The 20,310-nt window shown below is 25.0% G+C and carries 21 protein-coding genes and 6 pseudogenes; 19 read left to right on the top strand and 8 right to left on the bottom strand.

Going from position 1 to position 20,310, the window contains the following annotated elements; translation table 4 throughout:
• The first annotated feature begins 1 nt into the window (after nt 1).
• The 4 genes from M0D11_RS00130 (at nt 2) to M0D11_RS00120 (ending at nt 1,324) form a co-directional block, all read left to right on the top strand.
• Nucleotides 2-160, top strand: a complete 159-nt coding sequence (locus tag M0D11_RS00130; protein ID WP_252318925.1) for a hypothetical protein — start codon at nt 2-4, stop codon at nt 158-160.
• A 60-nt stretch (nt 161-220) separates the two neighbouring features.
• On the top strand, nt 221-391 hold the full coding sequence (locus tag M0D11_RS00125; RefSeq protein WP_252318923.1) for a hypothetical protein: 171 nt from the start codon (nt 221-223) through the stop codon (nt 389-391).
• Between the two features lie 513 nt (nt 392-904).
• Complete coding sequence (locus M0D11_RS06535) at nt 905-1,030, top strand: hypothetical protein (protein ID WP_256468304.1); 126 nt, start codon at nt 905-907, stop codon at nt 1,028-1,030.
• A 6-nt stretch (nt 1,031-1,036) separates the two neighbouring features.
• Nucleotides 1,037-1,324, top strand: coding sequence for a hypothetical protein (locus M0D11_RS00120; RefSeq protein ID WP_252318921.1), 288 nt, complete (start codon nt 1,037-1,039; stop codon nt 1,322-1,324).
• Nucleotides 1,325-1,770: 446 nt separating this feature from the next.
• Here the strand turns inward: M0D11_RS00120 and M0D11_RS00115 are convergent, their stop codons facing one another.
• Nucleotides 1,771-1,911, bottom strand: a complete 141-nt coding sequence (locus tag M0D11_RS00115; protein ID WP_252318919.1) for a hypothetical protein — start codon at nt 1,909-1,911, stop codon at nt 1,771-1,773.
• A gap of 195 nt (nt 1,912-2,106) precedes the next feature.
• Between M0D11_RS00115 and M0D11_RS00110 the strand changes: the two are divergent.
• A pseudogene (locus M0D11_RS00110) lies at nt 2,107-2,328 on the top strand (transposase); the annotation flags it as partial.
• A gap of 61 nt (nt 2,329-2,389) precedes the next feature.
• Here the strand turns inward: M0D11_RS00110 and M0D11_RS07060 are convergent.
• Nucleotides 2,390-3,163: pseudogene (locus M0D11_RS07060) on the bottom strand (IS5 family transposase).
• Between the two features lie 107 nt (nt 3,164-3,270).
• Between M0D11_RS07060 and M0D11_RS00100 the strand changes: the two are divergent.
• From M0D11_RS00100 to M0D11_RS00080, 3 genes and pseudogenes are all read left to right on the top strand, one after another.
• Nucleotides 3,271-3,752, top strand: a pseudogene (locus tag M0D11_RS00100) (IS5 family transposase); the annotation flags it as partial.
• 273 nt (nt 3,753-4,025) lie between these two features.
• Nucleotides 4,026-5,229 (top strand): annotated as a pseudogene (locus tag M0D11_RS07510) (IS256 family transposase).
• A 66-nt stretch (nt 5,230-5,295) separates the two neighbouring features.
• Nucleotides 5,296-5,436 carry a hypothetical protein gene (locus tag M0D11_RS00080; RefSeq protein WP_252318909.1) on the top strand — a complete coding sequence of 47 codons (141 nt, stop codon included), beginning with the start codon at nt 5,296-5,298 and terminating at the stop codon, nt 5,434-5,436.
• Between the two features lie 1,715 nt (nt 5,437-7,151).
• Here the strand turns inward: M0D11_RS00080 and M0D11_RS00075 are convergent.
• From M0D11_RS00075 to M0D11_RS00065, 3 genes are read right to left on the bottom strand one after another with little or no spacing between them, the layout of a single operon-like run.
• Nucleotides 7,152-7,712 carry a 5-formyltetrahydrofolate cyclo-ligase gene (locus M0D11_RS00075; protein WP_252319030.1) on the bottom strand — a complete coding sequence of 187 codons (561 nt, stop codon included), beginning with the start codon at nt 7,710-7,712 and terminating at the stop codon, nt 7,152-7,154.
• Complete coding sequence (gene sufU / locus M0D11_RS00070; protein ID WP_174481014.1) at nt 7,696-8,154, bottom strand: Fe-S cluster assembly sulfur transfer protein SufU; 459 nt, start codon at nt 8,152-8,154, stop codon at nt 7,696-7,698. The genes M0D11_RS00075 and sufU overlap by 17 nt, the downstream gene beginning before the upstream one ends.
• A complete protein-coding gene (locus M0D11_RS00065) occupies nt 8,141-9,424 on the bottom strand; it encodes an aminotransferase class V-fold PLP-dependent enzyme (protein ID WP_252318907.1) in 1,284 nt (427 codons plus the stop codon). The genes sufU and M0D11_RS00065 overlap by 14 nt, the downstream gene beginning before the upstream one ends.
• Nucleotides 9,425-9,720: 296 nt before the next feature.
• Between M0D11_RS00065 and M0D11_RS00060 the strand changes: the two genes are divergently transcribed.
• The 10 genes and pseudogenes from M0D11_RS00060 to M0D11_RS07505 form a co-directional block, all read left to right on the top strand.
• Nucleotides 9,721-11,769, top strand: a complete 2,049-nt coding sequence (locus M0D11_RS00060; RefSeq protein ID WP_252318905.1) for a hypothetical protein — start codon at nt 9,721-9,723, stop codon at nt 11,767-11,769.
• Nucleotides 11,770-11,785: 16 nt separating this feature from the next.
• On the top strand, nt 11,786-13,501 hold the full coding sequence (locus M0D11_RS00055) for a hypothetical protein (protein WP_252318903.1): 1,716 nt from the start codon (nt 11,786-11,788) through the stop codon (nt 13,499-13,501).
• Between the two features lie 51 nt (nt 13,502-13,552).
• Nucleotides 13,553-13,972 (top strand): HIT family protein, encoded by a 420-nt coding sequence (locus M0D11_RS00050; protein WP_252318901.1) that lies wholly within the window; start codon nt 13,553-13,555, stop codon nt 13,970-13,972.
• Between the two features lie 24 nt (nt 13,973-13,996).
• Nucleotides 13,997-14,359 carry a hypothetical protein gene (locus M0D11_RS00045; protein ID WP_252318892.1) on the top strand — a complete coding sequence of 121 codons (363 nt, stop codon included), beginning with the start codon at nt 13,997-13,999 and terminating at the stop codon, nt 14,357-14,359.
• Between the two features lie 303 nt (nt 14,360-14,662).
• Nucleotides 14,663-14,785, top strand: a complete 123-nt coding sequence (locus M0D11_RS06525) for a hypothetical protein (RefSeq protein ID WP_256468302.1) — start codon at nt 14,663-14,665, stop codon at nt 14,783-14,785.
• Between the two features lie 217 nt (nt 14,786-15,002).
• Nucleotides 15,003-15,425 carry a hypothetical protein gene (locus M0D11_RS00040; protein ID WP_252318887.1) on the top strand — a complete coding sequence of 141 codons (423 nt, stop codon included), beginning with the start codon at nt 15,003-15,005 and terminating at the stop codon, nt 15,423-15,425.
• Nucleotides 15,426-15,457: 32 nt separating this feature from the next.
• Nucleotides 15,458-15,679, top strand: a pseudogene (locus M0D11_RS00035) (transposase); the annotation flags it as partial.
• 184 nt (nt 15,680-15,863) lie between these two features.
• On the top strand, nt 15,864-16,118 hold the full coding sequence (locus tag M0D11_RS00030; RefSeq protein WP_252318885.1) for a hypothetical protein: 255 nt from the start codon (nt 15,864-15,866) through the stop codon (nt 16,116-16,118).
• On the top strand, nt 16,037-16,342 hold the full coding sequence (locus M0D11_RS00025) for a hypothetical protein (protein ID WP_252318883.1): 306 nt from the start codon (nt 16,037-16,039) through the stop codon (nt 16,340-16,342). Before M0D11_RS00030 ends, M0D11_RS00025 begins: the two co-directional genes overlap by 82 nt.
• Nucleotides 16,343-16,753: 411 nt before the next feature.
• A pseudogene (locus tag M0D11_RS07505) lies at nt 16,754-17,190 on the top strand (transposase); the annotation flags it as partial.
• 686 nt (nt 17,191-17,876) lie between these two features.
• Here M0D11_RS07505 and M0D11_RS06510 read toward each other — a convergent pair.
• Together M0D11_RS06510 and M0D11_RS00015 are read right to left on the bottom strand one after the other, a co-directional pair.
• On the bottom strand, nt 17,877-18,011 hold the full coding sequence (locus M0D11_RS06510; RefSeq protein ID WP_256468299.1) for a hypothetical protein: 135 nt from the start codon (nt 18,009-18,011) through the stop codon (nt 17,877-17,879).
• 44 nt (nt 18,012-18,055) lie between these two features.
• Complete coding sequence (locus M0D11_RS00015) at nt 18,056-18,310, bottom strand: hypothetical protein (RefSeq protein ID WP_252318882.1); 255 nt, start codon at nt 18,308-18,310, stop codon at nt 18,056-18,058.
• Nucleotides 18,311-18,754: 444 nt separating this feature from the next.
• Here M0D11_RS00015 and M0D11_RS00010 point away from each other — a divergent pair, with 444 nt between their 5' ends.
• Nucleotides 18,755-19,060 carry a hypothetical protein gene (locus M0D11_RS00010; protein WP_252318881.1) on the top strand — a complete coding sequence of 102 codons (306 nt, stop codon included), beginning with the start codon at nt 18,755-18,757 and terminating at the stop codon, nt 19,058-19,060.
• A gap of 97 nt (nt 19,061-19,157) precedes the next feature.
• On the opposite strand, the gene M0D11_RS00005 is transcribed toward M0D11_RS00010, so the two are convergent.
• Nucleotides 19,158-19,985, bottom strand: coding sequence for a hypothetical protein (locus tag M0D11_RS00005; RefSeq protein WP_252318880.1), 828 nt, complete (start codon nt 19,983-19,985; stop codon nt 19,158-19,160).
• Between the last annotated feature and the right edge of the window lie 325 nt (nt 19,986-20,310).

Raw genomic sequence — 20,310 nt, 5'->3', positions numbered from 1 at the left:
TATGTTGAATTTAAAAGAAGATAAAAGAATATATTTAAAATATGAAGAAATTGAAAAAATATTTGGTTCATGTGATATTTGTCATAAAAATTCATCATTTGCAAATAGAACTTGTAATAAATGTTTTTATAAATTAATAGGTGAAAAAAATGAAATGTAATATACATAATGAAAAATATATATGATTTTCTGAAATAGAAAATACATATTATTGTAATAAATGTATAAATGACATGATTGAAGAAGATATGTTTTAACATCAAATAATTGAGATTACTTATATGAATATTATATTAATGAATTACAATTAGAAAATTTTAAAGGAGAATATTGAAACTGAAATAGTTTATTTACAAAGATAAAGTTAATTATGTTTGGTGAAAAAATATAAATTATTTTCTACAATTGAAAATGCTAATAATTTTCTTAAAAATTATAAACATCATATATTAGAACTGGTAGTTATAATGCTCAAAATATCAAGAACCAGCACTTATTACATTATGAAATATTAGTAATGGAATTAGATATAAATACATAATTAATAAAACAGGGCATTATTTATTTAAATAAAAATCATAAAAATCATTTAAAAGGAGTGTAATAATATGCAAAATAAAAGTTCGGACTTCTCCCCACATGTACTTGTGGAGGAAACAATGAAATTGAATGAGTTCAACAATACTTTTCAAACAGAACAAGATTGTTTGAAATATATAGTAAGTTTGAAGGAAAATAAATGTATCAGGTGTTATTGAACAAATTTGAATACTTCTGATTTAAGAATAATTATATGTTTGAAATGTCATCAAAACATTTAGTATTCTCTATGGCACCATTTTTTACAAGTCACAAATACTCGAAATCTTGGTTTTATCTCATCTTAGATGAATAAACACTAAACATGGGAATTCCACTCAACTGATGCTGCAAAAGAATTGGGGCAACTTGAAAACCGTTTCTAAGAATACCATATAAAACTAAAACTCACGCCAAACAAGAATCACAATTTATTGTTGAGGGCATATAAAGTAAAATGGATGAAATGTATCTTCACATATGGGTTTTAAAATGTAAGAAGATCCTCTTGGTGAATAAAACCTTGATTGTTGGTATTTATGGAAAACAACCAATAAATGAATTAGAAAAGTATTGAAAATGCAAAAGTAAAATCTTTGCAGTTTGCAAGAAACTACATTTCTCTTCAAAGTGTCATGTACATACTGATTTTTGAAAAGGATATTATGATTTTAAATCGGTTTTCACTAAGCATGAAACAGTCAATCATCAAGATAGCCATACTTCAAAACTGGTGTGTCACTAACCAACTGAATCAGTTTTGAAAACATATAAGAAGAACATTTAAAACATATCAAAGTTGCAACATCATGTTCATTTAGATATATAAAAGCTTATTACAAATTCAAATAAGATAAATTTAGTTTGAAATTGTAATGCTATGTTTGATTTAAAAATGTGGGGAGAAGTCCGTAGATAGGCTTTTCTCAGCATTTATGTGATAAAATTTAAAAATAGTACATAAAGGGAGAAAAGCCTAAAAGTTTTCAAGAAATAAAAATGATTTCAAAGATTTTTTCAAGATATTGAAAATGGTAAATATGGTGAAAGAATTAAAGAATTATTTATGCAAGGTGGTTGGGTCTAATATTGACCATTCGATACTTTTTCTAAATTTTAATTTTGTAAATTATATTTTAGAAATTTAGAAATTAATTTTTCATAATTATAAACATAACATATTGATTTACATTACTTAGCTTCATTGATTGCTACATTGGTTTGAACCTTGGGTAATCATTCTTGAGATAAATGTGAGAATCAGTTTTCTGATAGAACATTACTGCCAATATCATAAGGTTGCTTTTGCTTAAGATTATTTGTTTTTGCCATTAGTTCAGTTGGATATGTTCATGGGAATAAAATTCAGCAGCACTGGTTCCACGTAAAATAACGCTTTTGATTTGTTTTAAAGAAAATTGTTGTGTTGTTTTTCAAGAGCAGCTCACAAAACTGCGTATCGACAGGAACCCGTTTCGGAACTTTATAAAAAATAACGCCATCATATATCTAAGATAAGGGGTATATATGCATAAAAATTATCCAAGTCATGTTACTAAAGAACAATTTGAGAACATAAGATCAATTTTAGAAAATAGCAAAAAGAAAACAAAACCAAGAAATTTAGATTTATATGAAGTATTTTGTGCAGTTTTATATGTATTAAAAAGTGGATGTCAATGAAGAATGTTACCAAAAAATTTTCCAAAATGACAAACTGTATATTATTATTTTCAAATTTGAAGTAAAAATAGTGATAAAGAACCTAGCACTTGACAAGTAATTTTAAAAAAAATTAGTTAGAACCTGTTTAGGATCTTTTTAATAAAATTGAAATAAAGGAAAGAACAACCATTTGTAAACTAGTATTTAATTTTCTTTCACAATTTTTTCATAATCTTCTGCATTTTTCTAATCATGCAAAACTTCGTTCTACAACTCATCTTTTTGGCAATAATACAAAAGAATGTAATTCATTACGTTTGATAACTTCAACATTTGCATTTATGATTGTTTTGATTTTAAAAGCAAATTTTTCACCAGTATAACTAGCATCTAAATTGTATTTTTGAACTTTGTGATAAATTTTCTTTTCATTTTCAATCATATATAATTGTTACGATCTGTTTTTTTCTGTTGTGGCTATGTAAATTGTAGCGTGGTGCCCTGAGAATCAACAGCAATATGACGCTTTATCTCTGAAATTTTTTTACTTCAGCATCATAACCTTTTATTTTTAGTAGTATCTGTGTTCTAACACTTTGTGAATCAATTATACAAAAACTAGTTTGTTCTTTTCTACTATTATTGATAATGAATTTTTCTAACTAATTTTTTAAATTACTTACTGGTATTAGGTTCTTATCACTATTTTTACCAAATTTGAAAATAATAATATACAGTTTGTTTATTTTGAAAAATTTTTGGTAACATTTTCATTGACATCCACTTTTTAATACATATAAAACTGCACAAATACTTATATAAATTCAATTTCTTGGTTTTGCTTTTCTTTGCTATTTTCTAAAATTGATCTTATGTTCTCAATTGTTCTTTTAGTAACATGACTTGATAATTTTTGTATGCATACATACCCCTTATCTTAAAATATATAGTCATTTTACGTTATTTTATAAAAGATTCCAAATATGTCTTAGAAAGTTCGTATCAATAATGGTAGAAAAGAAATAAACTGTTTTGTGGTTAATTGATTCACAAAGTGTTAGTGAACATACAGATACCAAGCAAAAATAAAGGTTATGATGCTGGTAAAAATTTCAGGAATAAAGCGTCATATTGCTGTTGATTCTCAAGGCTTACCACATGCAATTTACATAACCACAGCAGAAAAAACAGATCGTAACAGTGCTATAATAATGATTGAAAATGAAAAAGAAAATTTATCTAAAGTTCAAAAAATACTAGTAGATGCTGGTTATACTGGTGAAAAATTTGCTTTTAAAATCAAAACAATCATAAATGCAAATGTTGAAGTTATCAAACGTAATGAATTACATTCTTTTGTATTATTGCCAAAAAGATGAGTTGTAGAACGAAGTTTTGCATGATTAGAAAAATGCAGAAGATTATGAAAAAATTGTGAAAGAAAATTAAATACTAGCTTACAAATGGTTGTTCTTTCCTTTATTTCAATTTTATTAAAAAGATCCTAAACAGGTTCTTAGAAGCAGTATTATAACTAACAACATTATTTGAATAAAAATCAATAATTACCAAAAGGTATAATCAGCCTTCTTTAGTATTGATTTGTGAACTTGTCAAGAAAAGTGGACAATAAAAGTAACCTTTTATTAAATTTTATAAAATAGCGTTTGTAAGTGTTAAATTTATAGGTAATGTTTAGTAATCTGTGTAACTTACAAAAATAACTATGTTTAATTAGTTCTAGTAAATATAATTAATTTTCTAGAAAGAGTGAGTTACAGATGGCTAAAAAGCAAAATATTAATAACAATGATCCAATATCACAAGCAGTAGATTTATTATTAGAAAATACTGAAGATTTAACAACAGTTTTTAAAGAGGGAGGATTATATAAAAGAATTAACAAAAAGATTAGTAGAAAACACAAATTCTCTGAGATGCAAATTATTTAGATATGATAAGAATCAACATAGTAAGGATAATGCTCTAATGGTATAAGTTCCAAAAACCAAATAACCCAACAAGCAAAATTGAAATTGATGTGCTAAGAGATCGTAATAGTAATTAATCCTGTATTAGTTTAAAAGACAAAGAAGATTTGATTAGTTTGATCAATGTTCTTTCTTTATATGCAAAAGGTATGACATTATCAGATATTAGAATGTACCATAAGAGTTATATCATGGTGCTTGATAAGAAAGTGTTATTAGTCACCACTGATGATATTGATGACGTCAAAGGCAAAATCGACCATTAGATAAAGTGTTTATCCGATTGTTTGTCGGATTGTATAGTAGCAAAGTACGTCGACAAGATAAATGACGTTATCAAATCAGGTTTATATAAAACAGAGTTGATTTAGAAGGTGAAAAAGATGTTTAGGTTTATGAATTAAAGGGAAATGAAGGTTCTGAATTTTGATTATCAATTTCACAGAAATGAAAATCGGCTTAAATGATATTCTGATTGCTTGTAGTGATAATTTAACAGGAATGTCAGAAGCAATACAATCAGTTTATCCTAAAACAGAACATCAATTATGCATTGTTCATCAAATTAGAAATAGTTTCAAATATGTCCTATAAGTATAAAAATCTTTAGCCGCAGATTTAAAACCAATTTATACTGCATGTATGAAGAACACAATGTAAGATTTAGAATCATTTTGAAAATAAATGAATCAAACAATATCCACAAATTGCTAAATCTTGATATAAAAATTGAGATAATTTAATGGTTTTTATTAGTTATCCTGCAGAAATAAAAAGGGTAATTTATACCACAAATGCTATTGAATCTGTTAATAGTCAATTACGAAAAGTCATCAGAAATAAAAAAGTTTTTCCTAACGATATGTCAGTTTTTAAAATATTTTATTTAGCAATTGACAATATAACAAAAAAATGAACAATGCCCATTCAAAATTGAAATACAGCAATTGCTCATTTTATGATAAAATTTGAAGACAGAATTATGAACATCTAGAATAAAGTAGACACAGAATTGTAACCTTTGTGTTAAAAATACTTTAAGGAAGGTGTTCATTTTTTTATGGCTAAATGATTATCAAAAGAAGAAAAGTTAAAAATAATAAAAATAAGTAAAATTAAAACAATTGATAAAACCGCATTAGAGTATGGTATTGGTCGATCATCAATAAAAGAAACGGAATTAAAGCATATAAATTATTAGGTGAAAAAGGTTTTAGAATATGGCAATGGAATTCGTGCTAAAAAACTAAAAGAACAGGTCGACCAAATCTTTAAATTTTAATGACATGACAAATGTAAGAATTAATTGAATATATTGAGGCAAATAAATGATATAAAAAGTATTTAGAAAAATCGACAAAAAAAGAAGAAATATTTTGTGATTTTTCTCTTAAGAAAATATCAGATTAGTTATTTATGTTGATTGCTAAATGTTTCAAAATCAGGATATTATATGAATTAAGAATGAATGGGAATGGAATTTAATAAATGAGATACATTTCTTAATAATATAATTAAAAAATATTTTTTATGAATTTAAGAAATTATGGTTATAAATGTGATAACTTTATGAATTGAATAAAATTTATAATTTAAATTAAAATTTATGTTGTATATAGATATATGAGAAATATGGGTTTGGGAAGCCTAAAGTTCGTATAAAGAAATTTGATTATAGAACTAAATCAGGAAGTTTAAGATATGATAATTTATTAAAACGTGATTTTTCAATCCACTGATTTAAATCAAAATTAGGTGTACTGATATAACTTGTATTTATTAAACTAATGGTAAAACATATTATTTATCAATTACAAAGATTTTCATAATAATGAAATATTAGATTATAAAATAGTTTCAAGTTTGATATGACATTTGTTGTCCAAAATATTATTCAAGCTTGAGTTAATGTCAAAACCTAATTCATGAATTTGGTAATCAGATCAAGTGATTTCACTATACAAATCCTTCATATAAAACTTTATGTGATGAATTAAAAATAAAAATTTCAATGTCTAGAAGAGGTAATTCTTGTGATAATGGTGCTACTGAATCTTGATTTGGAAATAATGAAACGGAATTTTATATCAAATTCCAAGAAAAATAGAACTATTGAATTGAATATAAGATACAACTTATCAACATATTTACTTTTTTATAATAACTATCGACTCAATCACTAAAGGGAATGAGTCCAATCGAATATCGATTGTTTGTCCAAATTAATGTAAAATACTACTTCATACCTATAAATTTAACACTTACAAATACTATTTTATAAAATTTAATAAAAGGTTACTTTTATTGTCCACTTTTCTTGACAAGTTCATTAATCTGAACTAGTAACTTTGTAAAACAAAGAAACACAGATTATTGTGCCCAATTTATGATCTTCATAATTTTTCGCATTTGTTTTGTTGATACCCCATATTTAAGTGAATGTTTTTTTGTTTTAATTCATTCTTAAATGCTGAAAAAATTGTAACATCCATAAATTCTACCTTTCTTTGTAGAATGAAATTCAATTAAAAATTTGCATAATTTTTGGATATTTATGGTTACAATGATCATGGGTGATTTATTTCTTTTTAATAGGTTTTTGTTTGTTTTTAAAAAGTAATATGTTGGATTCGTTTAATTGAAGATACATTGAGAAAGATGTTCCACCGAATATTGATTCTTGCAATGACTAATAATTAATTTTTTGATTAATATTTAATTTTCTAATAAATAATTCTATTTGTTTAATTTTATCCATTAATAAAAATCCTTTCATGTCAAAATTAGTGTTAATTATATAACACAATTGTTTTTCGAATACATTCAGGTTTTTTAAATTAATGGTCTAGTAAAAAGGGCTAAGTGCCAAGTGCCAAGTGCCCAACCACCACCCATCCAAATTTTTAGATTAAAATATTAATTAGTAAAAATATAGTCTAATGGTATATCTCAATTATCGTGATTAATTATATAAGGAATTTTTTGAATAGCAAAACCAAGTCCTATTTTACTAAAGTTAAATTTATTTTTAGATAAATAACGATCGTAAAAACCTTTACCATAACCAATACGATAATAATCTTTATCAAAAGCAATCAATGGTACTAACATACAATCAATTTGACTTCCTATAACTTTTTGGCAATTTAAACTTGGTTGTCCAATTTTAAAATCATTATCAAATACGATATCGTTTCAACTATTAATAAAGTAAAATTCCAAATGCTCACCATTCATTCTTGGTAAACAAACTTGTTTTAGATTTTTTCATAATAATTCAATAATTTCTTTAGTTTCTACTTCATATGGTAAGGAATTATAAAGAGCAAATACATTATTTTGTTTAAAATAATGTGATTCATTAAATTTATTGAAAATAATTTTATTTCACTTTTGATAATTATTTTTAGAAACATTTTTTAATTTTTTTAAATAAATGGTTCTTAAACTAATTTTATCCTTAATTTCCATTTCCATTTTTTTCACATTCTTTCTCAATTATTTTATTAATACCATTAATACCAATAAGGGCACATTTAATTCGATTACGTTGTCTTGGTACATTTTTAAAAGCAATCATATTTTCAATTATTTTATCATTAAATTGCTTTTCTGATAACATTGCTTGATAATTAATAATAATTTCTTTTATTTGTGATATTGTTTTACCTTCAATTAAAATACAAAAAAGATCGGTTGCTGCAGTTGAAATAGCACACCCAATTCCAGTAAAGCGTGCGCTATTAATAACTTTATTTTTAATAGAAATTTCAACATGAAAATTATCAACACATGATTCATTGTTTTGATGATATGTCAAACTATTTGGTAAATTTTTAAAACCTTTATTTTTTGGATTACTATAGTGTTCAACAATTAGTTTGCGATAATAGTCTTGATTGTTATTAAAAGAATTCATTTAAAAAATCTCCTCCTTCATTAATTCCTTTTTTTAAAGCTATTACTAATAAGTCAATATCTTTTTTGCAATTGTATATGTAAAAACTAAGACGAATTGTTACTTCAGCGTTAATTATATTAGGTAATAATTTAGCACAATAAGTTCCACTGCGTACGCATATATTTTGTGTTCCTAAAAAATTAGCAACATCTTGTGCAAATACTTTTTTAATATTAAATATTATGTTACTACTATTGCCATCAATATTATAAATTTCAATGTTATTTCCTAACTGTGCTGTTAATTGTTCAATTGCGTATTTTTTTAGTAAAATTTCATGATTTCTAATATTTTCAATACCAATGTTTAATAAATACTTAATAGCTGCACCTAGCCCAAATACACCCGCAATATTTTGTGTTCCACCTTCAAAACGATAAGGACTATCTAATAAGTTAAATTTACCATTTTCATAAATATCACCATTCATGCCTCCACCCAATATTAGTGGATCTAGCATATTTAATCATTCGTTTTTTCCTCAAAAGACACCGATTCCAGTTGGACCAAAAACTTTATGACCAGAAAATCCAAAAAAATCAATATTTCAATTTTTAACATCGGTTTTTATATGTCCTATTGATTGTGCACCATCTATTATTACTAAAATATTTTTAAAAATTCAATTATCACTTTTAACATTTTTTTTACCATATTCTTTAATAAAATTAGTTAATGTTTCAGTATCATTTTCTATTGCTAAAGAATTATTAATATTTGCAAAAGCAACTATTCTGGTTTTAGGTGTTAAAACTTTTTTTAAATTTTCAACAGTAATGACTCCTTGTTTATTTGTTTCAATAAATTTTATTTTAATTTTTTTAGTTTGTATCAAACGATAAAATGGTAAGAGTAATGAGCTATGTTCTAAAGTGGTTAATAAAATTTCATCATTTTCTTGTAAATATTTTTCTAAGCCAAAAGCAATTTGATTATAAGCAAAAGTTGCTGAAGGACAAAAAACTATTTCGTTTTCGTTACTATTAATAAATTTACTAATTGTTTTTCTAGTATCTTCAAATATATCATTTCCCTTAACAGCAAGTTGATAATCTTGACTATGTGGATTAATACAATATTTTTCATAATAATCCCTAACAGCATCAATAACTATTTGTGGTTTTAGTGAAGAAGCCGCTGTATCTAAATAAACTAAATCAGGATTATTTTTAAAAAAGGGAAAATCAGTTTTAAAGGTATTATCATTAATGTTTATTTTTTTATTCATATTTACTCCTGTATCATTACACCAAATATAATATACTTATACTAATGATTATACACTTAATTTTGTGCTAATTTTCTTAAAATTAAAAAATGAATAAAATATTATTTGTGCACTATAAAGTAATAATATTTAAAAAAATTAATATTTTAAATTTTTTAAAATAAATAATTGGTAATTAGTTATTTCATTTTAAAATTAATTAGAAAAAACTATCCCTTAAATATAAATTTTATGTTAAGATATCTTAGTAAAATAAATTAAAAAATCTTTTTTTGCTATAGATTTAATTAAAAGGAGTGAATAAAGTGCGCAATATTCTTGCCTTAGTTGCAGCTTTCACGTTATCATCAACATCAACTATGTCTATTATAGCTTGTAATAATTCAAATGAAAGAGGCACAACTAATGTTTTCGACTGAAATAGTGCTTTTATAGATACAAGTACTACGACTGACACCTTTTTTAATTACTTATTAAATAATCCCAATAGTGGATGAGGTAAAACATTATATACTGATATTAATCAATATATTAATCTTTCAATTTTAAAAAATACTCCAGAATATAAAGATGATTATCTTGCTGCTTTGACAGCAGCTCAATCTGAGATGGAAAATAAAATAAAATCATTACAAGCAAAATATGGTCGTTCATGAGAAAAACAATGAAAGAAAGTATTGGGCGATGATGATGTTAATACTTACATTGATAATATTTTAAAAAAGAGTGCTTTAGGTATTATTCAACGTAGTTATGTTACTAGTAATTATAAGGATTATAAATACTACAATCAAAATGAAATTAATATTTGATTAAAGGATTTATGAGAACAAGTAAAGAGTGAAAACAATCCAAATGGTACTTATGATAGTGTAAAACAGTACATTAATGGTAAAACAAGTATTACTGATGCTGGTAAATATTCTAGCAAAATTTGAGTTGTTGCTAATGCCAATAGTTTAAATCCTGATCTTACCGATTTTAAACAATTAGATGATGCTGTTAAAGCTGCTAAAACATGAACTGGTGTTAATATTAGTCTTCCTGTTGTAAAAACTAGTGATGATAAGAATGATAGTAATTATGAAATAGATTCATACAATACTATTGATGGCTTATTAAGTGATAATCAATCTAAAATAGCTAAAGTAATGTTAAGAAATCAAGAATTAATTTGAACTCGTCAAATTGTTATTCCTTTTGATTCTAATGCTAAACCTTTACAAGAAAAGATTAGTGCTTCTCAGTTTTCTCAAAATAAAACTAAAATTAATGAAATTTTAAAGAATATTAGAACTAATGGTTTTGATCAAACATTCACTGAAGAAAAAGGGGCCGCTACTACTGATGTTACTAAAACTGGTGATGTAGGATTAATGGATATTACTAAATCTTCACAAGAGAATAGTCCTTTTTATTATTACTTATATCGTTATGTAACTAGTGCTGAAGGTGTTGGTAAAAATGTTGATGGTATTCAACCATATAAATTAACACAATTTACTTCACCAACTGACAAGGAAAAGGGTTTAGATGACTTAATTTCTTATATAGACCGTGATACTATTAAAGATAAAGGTAAAGATGGTACTAGCCAATATAATGATTTAGTTTATATGAAAGATATAAAAGGACCACAACTTCCTGATGCTGCAGTTAATAATGGACCTGGAGTTGGCATTTTTATTGATACTGGTGGTATTCATTTTATTCAAACGCCAGGTATCACATATCAACAGCAAGACAAACCTAAAAGCGATGAATCAACTTATAATATAATTAAAACATTTAAAAATCATAGAAAAGATACTTATCAGTGAAAAGACTTAGCACCGTTATCTGAGCGTCCAGGTGGATTATCTGATTCTCCTTATCTTGATTATTTACAAACTGGTTTTTTACTACAAAAATATACTCCAAATACAACTCTTACTTTTAATTTAAATGATGCATTAACAACCTTTACTGGAGGTACTGGTAGCCTTGGTGATGCAACTTGATGAGATTATAATTTATACTTTAATAATAACTCGAGTTTAATTCATTGAAATTTACAGGATATATTTGGTTCAAGTCCTCTTGATCCAACTGATACGAAAATTAATAGCTTTGTTGAAAAAATGAAAAGTTGATTTGATAAAACTAAAGAAAATCGGTGAAACAATAGACAAGGTATTAATATTAATGCAACATTTAAGGATAATATTATAAAAACTAATAATACATGAGATGGCTTTACACAAGATGCACCAGTTGCTCGTATGGATACTAATATTGCTAATTATCTAGATGTTGTTGGGAAACGAACATTATGATGATATGATCCAAGTATCATTAGTTCTTAGACGGGAGGTATAAAAAATGAAAAAGAGAAAAAAGATTTTACCATTATTAACTTCAGTTACTTTTTTATCTGGCCCTGTATTATTATTAGTTGCTTGTGATAATGAACGTGATATGAGTAATTTACCTAGTGGTAAAATTCCTGATGATTATAAAAATCGTGTATTATTTAATTTTTTAGGAGTAAATTTTAATGAAACGATTTCTGCTCAGTTTAAGAATACTTATTCACAAGGTCTTGATTTTATTTTAAAAGATGTTGAAGGAACAATTGCTCAGCAAAAATTTTATGAATTTTTTCATAAGAAACTTCATTATAGTGAAGACACAAAAAATGCAGATGGTACTACTGCAATATTGGGAGAAGCCAATAAAGCTTTTATAAAACTTAAAGATGATTTAGGATTAAGTTTATTAACTCAAAAGTACTTAAGTGGTATTAATACAGCCAATTCACTAGATAAAGTATCAGCAGCAGATAATAATGAGTTATTATTTCAAAATCAAAGTTGACATCAGGATGGTACAAGTAAATTTAATTATCAAAATGTAGATTTTTATAAAGAAAAAAATAAAGATACTGGTAAAGTTAATGATCCTGATCAAATATTTACTCCTGATAGTTTATATAAAGATTATGGTGATAAAGATGCTGCTTTTGATGAACAATTAGTTGCCATTGCTAAACATCCAGATGACAATTATAGTAATGAAATTGGTAAATTATTACCAAATGATGCTAAAAAATGAAATAGTAGTGCTGGTATTAATAAAACACAAAAAAGTCTTTCTGGTACTGATATTCCAACTTATTCAAAATATTTAAAACGTTTCCAATGATGATTACGTTTTCGTTATCAACAATATTATCAATATGAAATTTTACCAGCATTAAATCAAACTTTATTTACAATGTCTTATATTTTAGACAATATTATTGATATTAAAGATAATGAAGCAGGTAAACCTATAATTTCAACCCAAACAAATAATCTTTACATAAGTCAATTACAAGATACTACTGGTTGACAAAAGAGTAACTATAATGTAAATTGAAACTTTACTACTGATTTAGCAAATGCGCAAAGCATTGATAAAAAATGAAATAGTAGTCCTTCTGAACCTCCAAAGTGAGAATCAATTGTTAAAGATGATGATTCAGGAAAAGGAAAAACTTTAAATTCTGATTTTTTTACTCAATTAACAAGCGGTAATGCCTCAACTATTAGTGAAATTGATCCTAATTTTGGTGCTAATGGTTTCTTAAGTACTGCAACTAATAATCAATTGGCTGCAGGTTGAGTATCTAATGGTGGATTACATTACACTACGAATAATAATATTGCTACATTTACTTACTCTGCTCCTATTTATTTCCTAAACCTTCTACAAAATTTAGATTTTAGTTTTTTAAGTAATAAAAACGAAGGCTGAGTTCCAGAAATTAGTAATTTAATTCATTCATGAAACATTAGTGGTAATGCTAGTCTTAAGACAGATTTCTCTAAGTATATAAGAGCTGATGGTAAGGAAAGCACTATTACCCAAGAAACAAAGTGAAATATATTTTGACAAATGTTATATTCTATATCTGCTACTGATTCTGCAACTAAAGATTCACCAGCAGCTGAAAACTTTAAAATCGCTGCCCAAAATTTATTTCCAACATATATTCCAAAAAATAATATATATGAAGAAGAGTTTTGAAATAAGGTAAAAGAGTTTTATCCATAATAATACTTAATATTTTAAGTTATACTTATAAAGTAAGTTGAGGTGAAATATATGACAAATAAAGCATGCATTTTTTGTACAATTATTAAAGATACAAATAACTTAATTTTTGAAGATACAAATACAGCAGCATTCATGGATATCAATCCCGTAACTAAAGGACACATTCTAGTAATTCCAAAGCAACATTTTGAAACTTTTATTGATACTACACCTAAAATAGTGAGCGATGTTAGTATCACAACTCATAAAATTGCTAATTTGCTAATAAAAACTATTCCCGAAATTAAAGGATTTAATATTTTAACTAATAATGGTAGCGAAGCATTTCAAGAAGTATTTCATTATCATGTTCATATTATTCCAAAATATATTCGTGAAAAAGGGTTTTTAATTAATAGGACAAAAGAAAATGTTACAATTGATGATATTAATAATCTTAAAAAAATACTAAAATCACAATTAATGTAAAACAAATATTTAAGGAGGAAAAAAATGAAAAGTCTTAAGTTATTAACTTTACCTAAAATATTAATGCTAATTGGTGCTGTATGAATTATTGTTTTTAGTTTATTGTATGCAGCGGGAGTTATAACTTATAGTTTCTATGGCTGAAATGAAAATGGAGCTACATTAGTTATAATAGGTATTATTTATATTCTAATACCATTTTCAGTTAAACCCGGATTATGATCAAGACTATGAGCACTATTTATATCATTTCTTTCAGTTATAATAGTTATTGGTTTATTTGTTGGCAAAGATGTAGATTATAAGTCAACATGAACTTATATTAATGCTTTACCACATATTATCATGGCGTTTGGTTCTATTTTATGAATATTTAATAGTAAATAAGTCATAAAATAATTATTAATAACTTAAAATATTGGACAATACATTATCCAATATTTTTTTTATAATTTTGGTTGAAAATAGTATTAAACCAATTTTTAATAAATAATTAATAATATTTTTAGAATTTATTTTCAACATAAATAATAAGAAAAAAATATTATAATAGTTATTATTATCAAATTTTATAAAAATTATTAATTGATGAGTGGCATAACTACCTTTTTGTTTTCATCAAAAAAGCATTTTTTATTAATGATGCTATAATTTTAAGCATTAATAAAAAAAGATAAAGGAGATTGAGATATGAAAAAAAGAAAAGTGTTACATTGTTCAAGCTGTAATAAAGAAATTAATGGTAATGATTTAGCTTCAAACTCAAAAACAGCAAGAAAAATTATGAAATGCCCAGAGTGTGCTAATCAATAATTTTTTGATTATTAATAAAATTTATACTATTATCAATAGCCCTTATCAACTAATTTTAAAAATTTTTACTGATTGTTTTAGATTTCTAAAACAATTTTCATCTTAATTGTTAATAAAACAAATTAGAATTAAAAACAATACTAGTCTATATCTATTGATATCAAAGGCAAGAATATAAAGAACTTATTTCTGAAATCAAAATATGGAGGAGTATTATATGTCTAAAAAAAATAAAAATTCAAAAATTATTGCTGGAATAATTAGTTCTGCGGTTTTAATTAGTGGTGCAACTACTGGTATTTTATATAATTCTGAAATGGAAGAAAATATTGAAGAAGAAATTGAAATTGAAAAGAAAAAAAACTTAGAAATAATTTTTCCTAAAGGAAAAAGAAATTTAGGTAAAATTTATATTGGACAAGACATAACTACTATAAATGATGATGAAAAAGTAAAAAAAGAAATTATAGATATTTTTAGTAATAAATATAATATAGATGTAACTAGTTTGGAAATTAAAATTGTTACTAATCAAAATGAAGCAATAATTACTTCAATAAATGAAGATATCTATATTGGAACAGTAAAGCTTAAGTATAGTCCTAAGAACCTGTTTGGAATCTTTTATAAAATAACGTAAAATGACTATATATTTTAAGATAAGGGGTATATATGCATAAAAATTATCCAAGTCATGTTACTAAAGAACAATTTGAGAACATAAGATCAATTTTAGAAAATAGCAAAAAGAAAACAAAACCAAGAAATTTAGATTTATATGAAGTATTTTGTGCAGTTTTATATGTATTAAAAAGTGGATGTCAATGAAGAATGTTACCAAAAAATTTTCCAAAATGACAAACTGTATATTATTATTTTCAAATTTGAAGCAAAAATAGTGATAAAGAACCTATAATTTTGACAGTAATTAAAAACGGACTTCTCCCACATGTACTTGTGGAGAAACAATGAAATTGAATGAAGTTCAATGTAATACTTCTTTCAAACAGAACAAGATTGTTTGAAATATATAGTAAGTTTGAAGGAAAATAAATGTATCAGGTGTTATTGAACAAATTTGAATATTTCTGATTTAAGAAGAATAAGATGTTTGAAATGTCATCAACATTTAGTATTTTCATGGCAACCATTTTTACAAGTCACAAATACCTTGAAGTGGTTTTATTCTTCTCCGATGAATAACACCAAACATGGAATTCCATCAACTGATGTTGCAAAAGAATTAAAAATTTGAAAACTGCTTGAAGAATGGGTCATAAAATCAGAACTTGTATTGCCAAACAAGAATCACAATTTATTGTTGAGGGCATAGTGCAAATGGATGAAATGTATCTTTCACATATGGGTTTTAAAAAACAAGGAAGATCCTTGGTGAATAAAACCTTGATTGTTGGTATTTATGAAAAAACAACCAATAAATTAATTGTGAAAGTAATAAAAATGCAAAAAGTAAAAAATCTTTTGCAGTTTGCAAGAAACCATTTCTTCAAAGTGTCATGTACATACTGATTTTGAAAAAGGATATTGCGATTTTAAATCGGTTTCACTAAGCATGAAACAGTCAATCATCAAGATGTCCATGTTTCAAAAAAAAAAAAAAAAAAAAAAAAAAAAAAAAAACTGGTGTAAATACCTAACCAAATTGAATCAGTTTGAAAACATATAAGAAGAACATTTAAAAACACATATCAAAGCTGCAAATATCATGTTCATTTTTATATGCAAAAGAAGCTGCATATAAATTCAATAAGATAATTTAGTTTTGAAATTCAGTAATGCTAAGGTTTGATTTAAATGTGGGAGAAGTTCAGATAGCCTTCAAGCATTTTATGTGATAAAATTTAAAATAGTACATAAAGGAGAAAAGCCTTAAAAAAAATTAGTTAGAAAAGTTCGTATCAATAATAGAAAAGAACAAATTAGTTTTTGTATAATTGGATTCAATAAAGTGTTAAGAACACAGATACTGCTAAAAATAAAGGTTATGATGCTGGTAAAAAATTTCAGGAATAAAGCGTCATATTGCTGTTGATTCTCAAGGCTTACCATGCAATTTACATAACCACAGCAGAAAACAGATCGTAACAGTGCTATAATAATGATTGAAAATGAAAAGAAAATTTATCTAAAGTTCAAAAAATACTAGTAGATGCTGGTTATACTGGTGAAAATTTGCTTTTAAAATCAAAACAATCATAAATGCAAATGTTGAAGTTATCAAACGTAATGAATTACATTCTTTGTATTATTGCTAAAAAGATGAGTTGTGAATTAGTTTTTGCAAGGATTAGAAATGCAGAAGATTATGAAAAAATTGTGAAAGAAAATTAAATACTAGCTTACAAATGGTTGTTCTTTCCTTTATTTCAATTTTATTAAAAAGATCCCAACGAATTGCACAGAGAGAGAGAGAGAGAGAGAGAGAGAGAGAGAGAGAGAGACTTCAAACGTTAGATTATATTGTTCCTGATTTGAATATAAGAGATAAACAAGTTCCTACTTACTCTTATCAACATCATCAAGAAATTTTATTTGGAAAAAATGATATTTTAAATGATAATGAATTTAAAAATTTACCTGCTGTAAATGATTTTATTAATATTTTAAATGAACAAGTTAAATTTAAAGCAAGTGAAGAATCAAATAATGCTTTTAAAAAGTTAGAAAATAATAATGATAATTTTAAAGATTTTGAAGATTTTAAAAAACAATTTAATGATCATCATCTTTTATTTGATGGCAAAATTGATTTTGAATCATTTATTAAAACAATTAGTAATTATCATATAAATGCAAATATTGATGAATTAAAAACAGGAATATGTCGGTTTTATAATATTTTAGCTCAATTATATGGAAAAAATAATGTTTTTAAAATGTTAGAAAAAATTGAATTAGATCAAAAGTTGTGAGAACAATCTAAAAATAAATATGTCAGGAGAAGCACATTTTGGTTCTTGTAATGATAATATGTGTAATACTAAAAGGCTTTTCTCCCTTTATGTACTATTTTTAAATTTTATCACATAAATGCTGAGAAAAGCCTATCTACGGACTTCTCCCCACATTTTTAAATCAAACATAGCATTACAATTTCAAAACTAGGTATCTTATTGAATTTATATGCAGCTTCTTTTGCATATAAATGAACATGATGTTTTGCAACTTTGATATGTGTTTTAAATATTCTTTTATATGTTTTCAAACTGATTCAATTTGGCTGTATTTACACCAGTTTTTGAAACATGTTTATCTTGATGATTGATTGTTCATGCTTAGTGAAAACTGATTTTGAAAACAAATATCCTTCAAAATCAGTATGTACATACACTTAAAGAAACAAATCTTCGCAAACTGCAAAGATTTTACTTTTGCATTTTTTCAATACTTCACAATTAATTTATTGGTTGTTTTTTCATAAATACTAACAATCAAGGTTTTATTCACCAAGGATCTTCCTTTGTTTTTAAACCCATATGAAAGATACATTTCATCCATTTGCAACATGTTCAACAATAAATGTGGATTTTGTTTGGCAATACAACTGACTTATGACCCATTCTTCAACAGTTTTCAAAGCTACTCAAATTCTTTTGCAACATCAGTTGATGGAATTGTTTGGTGTTTATTCATCTAAAGATGAGATAAAACCAAGATTTCAAAGGTATTTGTGACTTGTAAAATGTGCCATGAAGAATACTAAATGTTTGATGACATTTCAAACATCTTTTATTCCCTTTTCTTAAATCAGAAGTATTCAAATTTGTTCAATAACACCTGATACATTTATTTTCCTTCAAACTTACTATATATTTCAAACAATCTTGTTCTGTTTGAAAAGTATTGTTGAACTCATTCAATTTCATTGTTTCCTCCACAAGTACATGTGGGGAGAAGTCCGTACTAAAATAATACTTGATACAGATTTTTAGAGATATAAAGTATGGAATGGAAGTTATGGTACATGAATATGGTCATATTTTGGATTCTTTAATTCGTAATAAACAAAATAATAATTTTGATGCAAGAAAATATATGATTTCATCATTAGCAAACGGAACTAAGATTAATAATAAATCTTATCAAAAACTTTTAAGTTATGGTATTGTTAGAAGTTGATATGGAAGAACATCATATATTGATTTATTTCCAGAAGCTTTTGGTCGTTGAATAATGACTCCTGAACAAAATCGTGATCTTGGATGAGAAAAATTAGATAAATTTTTTCGAATAGATTTACTTAAATTATTATAATAACAAAAAATATATCTTTATAATCATAATAAGGACAAAGTTTATTTTGTCCTTATTATTAATTTTGTTTATTAATTAAAAATTGTAAATAAAGTTATTAATTGTTCATTATGTTATGAAAATTAATGTTGTTTAATGCAATGTTAACATATGTCATACGACCAAATGAAGAATTTAAAAAACAATACCATTGAAAGTAAATATTATCATTATCATGCCAAAGATCTAAGTTAAGAGCAATTTCTGTTCCTCATCCTCCACCATCTTTAGTATTAATATAAGCAATAAAAAGAACATTAGCATTACCGGGGTTTTTATATTGTTCAATTTTTGCAGTATTAGTTGCTAGTGTTGGACTACTTTCAATTCCTGTTGAAGTTGATACTTTGAAATATGAATTAATAAAAGAAAAAGTTGGATACATATTAGTGAAGGTATTTCAGTCTCTCGCGTAATTGCTTCACTTAAGAATATTATAAACATTAGAATTATCAGTAGCGATTGATGTTCCAATATGTCAATCTGAAAAAGAATAATTTATTTTATCATTAATAATATTATTAGTGTTTTTTCAATTATTATAATAAATAGCCACTAGATTATTACTTTTATCAAAAATTCAATTTAATGAATAGTTTTTAGTAGTTAATGTTAGTGGTGATTTATTCAAAAAATTATAAACATTTTGATTATCAATAATTAAATTAATAATGTTACTAGTTAATTGATTGTTAATTTGCCCTTTTAAACTAGTTTGATTAATAAAATACACTGCTAAGTTATTAGCTATTGTCTTACTAATTTTATTATCATGTGTTGCTTTAGCAATATAATATAAACCTAGTGTTTCATTTAGATTATTGCTATGTTCAACTTTATCAGCACCTGCTTGATTAGAAATATCTATATGTTTTAATATTTGCATTGGATCATCAATTACTATCGCTGTGATAGATAAATTGGTTATTGAATGAAGTATTATTTTCTTCTAATTGATTTATTAGTACAGTATTTTCAATATTTTTATTATTAATATTGTTTCCTAAAAAAGTTAAAGGTGGTATCACACTTAAAAAAATTAAATATTTATTCATAATTTTATACCTCTATTTTTTAAATAATTATTTAAAAAATTAATAATTATATATTTTATAACACTTTAGTCATTAAAAAGTGTTGATTTAATTATAAACATTTTATTTGAAATTAGCAAAAACTAAAAAACTTAAATAAATAATGTGTATTAAATG

Origin of the sequence: Spiroplasma endosymbiont of Lariophagus distinguendus (assembly GCF_023846195.1) — a bacterium.
Taxonomy (GTDB): domain Bacteria; phylum Bacillota_I; class Bacilli_A; order Mycoplasmatales; family VBWQ01; genus Spiroplasma_E.
This window is presented reverse-complemented; position numbering and strand designations above follow the sequence as displayed.